This is a genomic window from Oligella ureolytica DSM 18253, from assembly GCF_000373745.1.
Lineage (GTDB): Bacteria > Pseudomonadota > Gammaproteobacteria > Burkholderiales > Burkholderiaceae_B > Oligella > Oligella ureolytica.
This window is the reverse complement of the sequence record NZ_KB892353.1, coordinates 1-2,721: the sequence shown is the minus strand read 5'-3', so window position 1 is coordinate 2,721 and position 2,721 is coordinate 1. Positions and strand designations below refer to the sequence as shown.

The window sequence follows — 2,721 nt, the reverse complement described above, 5'->3', positions numbered from 1 at the left end:
GTATATCGTGATCGTTTCATTGAATTTCCTTTATAAGAAATTCTACTTCTAATTGCTATGGTTTTGTGGGAGGATTACCAACTCTCATGCACCATACTACCAATTCAATCATCAAACATAAAGTAGGTTTATTAAATTTAGCCGAAGAACTTAACAATGTGTCGCAGGCATGCAAGATCATGGGTGTATCTCGCGATACTTTTTATCGTTATAAAGAGCTTGTTGATGAAGGCGGGTTAGAGAACTTAATTGATCGAAGTCGTCGAACGCCAAACTTAAAAAATCGTGTAGACGAAAAAACAGAGTCTGTTGTTATCAACTATGCCATTGATTATCCAGCTCACGGTCAAGTCAGAACGAGTAATGAGTTGCGTAAGCAAGGCGTTTTCGTGTCCCTGAGTGGCGTCCGTTCGATTTGGCTACGACATGATCTTGAGAACTTTAACAAACGCTTAAAGGCATTAGAAGATAAGGTTGCTCATGAAGGCATCATTCTCACGGATGAACAAATCGCCGCACTTGAACGTAAAAAGAATGACGATGAAGTCAGTGGCCAGATAGAGACGCATCACCCAGGCTATCTAGGCTCACAAGACACCTTCTATGTTGGTAATCTCAAAGGCGTAGGCCGTATTTATCAACAAACGTATATCGATACTTTTACGCGTGTCGCGCATTGCAAATTGTATACAAGCAAGACGCCAATTACAGCGGCGGATTTATTAAACGATCGAGTTTTACCGTTTTATGCAGAACAAGATGTGAGTATCTTGAGAATCTTAACGGATAGAGGAACGGAGTTCTGCGGTAAGGTGGAACACCATGATTATGAGCTATATCTTGCGTTAAACAACATCGATCATACAAAGACAAAAGCCATGTCACCTCAGACTAATGGCATTTGTGAGCGATTCCATAAAACGATTTTACAAGAGTTCTATCAGGTCACGTTCCGTAAAAAGCTCTACTCTGAATTAGAGACGTTACAAAAAGACCTCGATGAATGGTTAACGTATTATAATTGCGAAAGAACTCATCAAGGAAGGCATTGCGATGGCAGAACACCGATGCAAACCTTTATTGATAGTAAACAGATTTGGAACGAAAAGAATTTGAACCAAATCTAATCTGACAGGCATCCATTAAAAACGAGTAACTGTCAGATCAGGTCTGAGTTAGTACAAGTTAAAAATAGTAATTTCTTTAATAAATCAACGACCCATCTAATCGTATTGTAAAGTACGCTATTCATTACTAGCTATTTGCAAACAACTCCTCATGTTTACTCAGCACTTTTTGTTTATCGGATTCATATAACAAACTACTCACAAAACGTTCGCGAGCCAAAATAGCAACTCGTCGCGCAGCGCTTCGCATAGCAGTTTCAGGTGCATTGCGAGCTATACCTGCTAGCACCTTTTGCATAACTAAACCGACTTCTACACTTGTGGCTCCATCTCGGGCAATCGGCAAAAAGCCCTCCTCTACCCACTCGCCACAATTCATCTCGACAATAGATAATCGATCGTAATTTTTGATCGAATCTAATTGCTCTTTGGTAGGTATGGTATCAACGAACAAATGTAGCAAAGCACTCATCACACGTATACTGGTTCCTGGATCATTAACCGCCGGGGATAGTGCTCGTTGCGCTGCTTCAGATAAGACAATAACGCCCCACGCTGGATCTTGCTCATAAGTCCGTGATGCATCCATGACAAAGCAATCCGATAAACAAAGTGCTGGATGCTTTTCAAATTCTTTAGCGTATTGTTCAGGCTGCAAGTTCACATAAGCCAATACGGTATCAGGCATGATCATAGCACCAGGACGCACAGCAATATGAATATACCAATCGTTTTCTTCAGCTTGCTGTTGCAATGAAGCCATATCGATATGCGTGATGTAGCCCGAACGCTCTGCATATAATGGGTATGCTAGAGCGTCCACTGTACTCGTCCAGCGAGCACCCATATTATGATCGTTCCTGTAAGCTAATAAAGACGCCTCCGCTGCTGTTTGAATTTTTGTTAAGGTATTTTCTAAGCGACCAAGTTGTGACAAGGTACTTACCCAACGAATTAAAGTCACTATTAAATACAGCATCACCAAAATGGTACTTACAAATAAAGCAAATAATCCGTTATGACCATAGTAACCAATGCCCAAGGCCACCTTGGCGATGATCGCAAAGATAAAAGCTGAAATAAAACTCGCAATCGCCATCCGTGTATTATCATCGCCCATCACCAATTCTATTGCGCGTGGCGTTGCACTATTAGATGCTGAAGCAAAGGCAGACACCATAATTGATAAAGAAAAGGTACTGACTGCCAACATACTTGAAGCAATGACATCCAATAAACCCTCAACTGTTTCTTTATCAATTTGAGGTAAAGACTCTGAGGGGACTAACGCACTGACCCACGAAGCAGAAAAAACGATAAGTACCGCTAATAAAGCGCCCGCACTCGGTATAACCCATAATGCATTACTCGGTTTACGAATATAAATCAAAAAACGGTAAAACATGCATGAAACCTATCAGAATCAACATAAAAATAAAAACCAGCTTAAAAGCTAGTTTATCTAATTAATCCCTAACAGATATCATGATTCATAAAAGCCCTGTATGTCAACATAGACCTGAGCCACTTGATTTTGAGATAACATATAAATCAGGGCAATCAGGAGCGCATTATGCCAAAACCAGTGACACCG

2 protein-coding genes are annotated in these 2,721 nt (G+C 40.6%); one reads left to right on the top strand and one right to left on the bottom strand.

The genetic code is table 11. The features are described 5' to 3' along the window. The first annotated feature begins 86 nt into the window (after positions 1-86). On the top strand, positions 87-1,127 hold the full coding sequence (locus B092_RS0112395; protein WP_018575547.1) for an IS481 family transposase: 1,041 nt from the start codon (positions 87-89) through the stop codon (positions 1,125-1,127). 127 nt (positions 1,128-1,254) lie between these two features. Here the strand turns inward: B092_RS0112395 and B092_RS0112390 are convergent, their stop codons facing one another. After that, positions 1,255-2,532 (bottom strand): DUF2254 domain-containing protein, encoded by a 1,278-nt coding sequence (locus B092_RS0112390; RefSeq protein ID WP_018575546.1) that lies wholly within the window; start codon positions 2,530-2,532, stop codon positions 1,255-1,257. Positions 2,533-2,721: the final 189 nt, after the last annotated feature.

Bases quoted from the DNA above. Each gene is read 5' to 3' on its own strand.
- B092_RS0112395 (WP_018575547.1), top strand. From the start codon at position 87: ATGCACCATACTACCAATTCAATCATCAAACATAAAGTAGGTTTATTA.
- B092_RS0112390 (WP_018575546.1), bottom strand. From the start codon at position 2,532: ATGTTTTACCGTTTTTTGATTTATATTCGTAAACCGAGTAATGCATTA.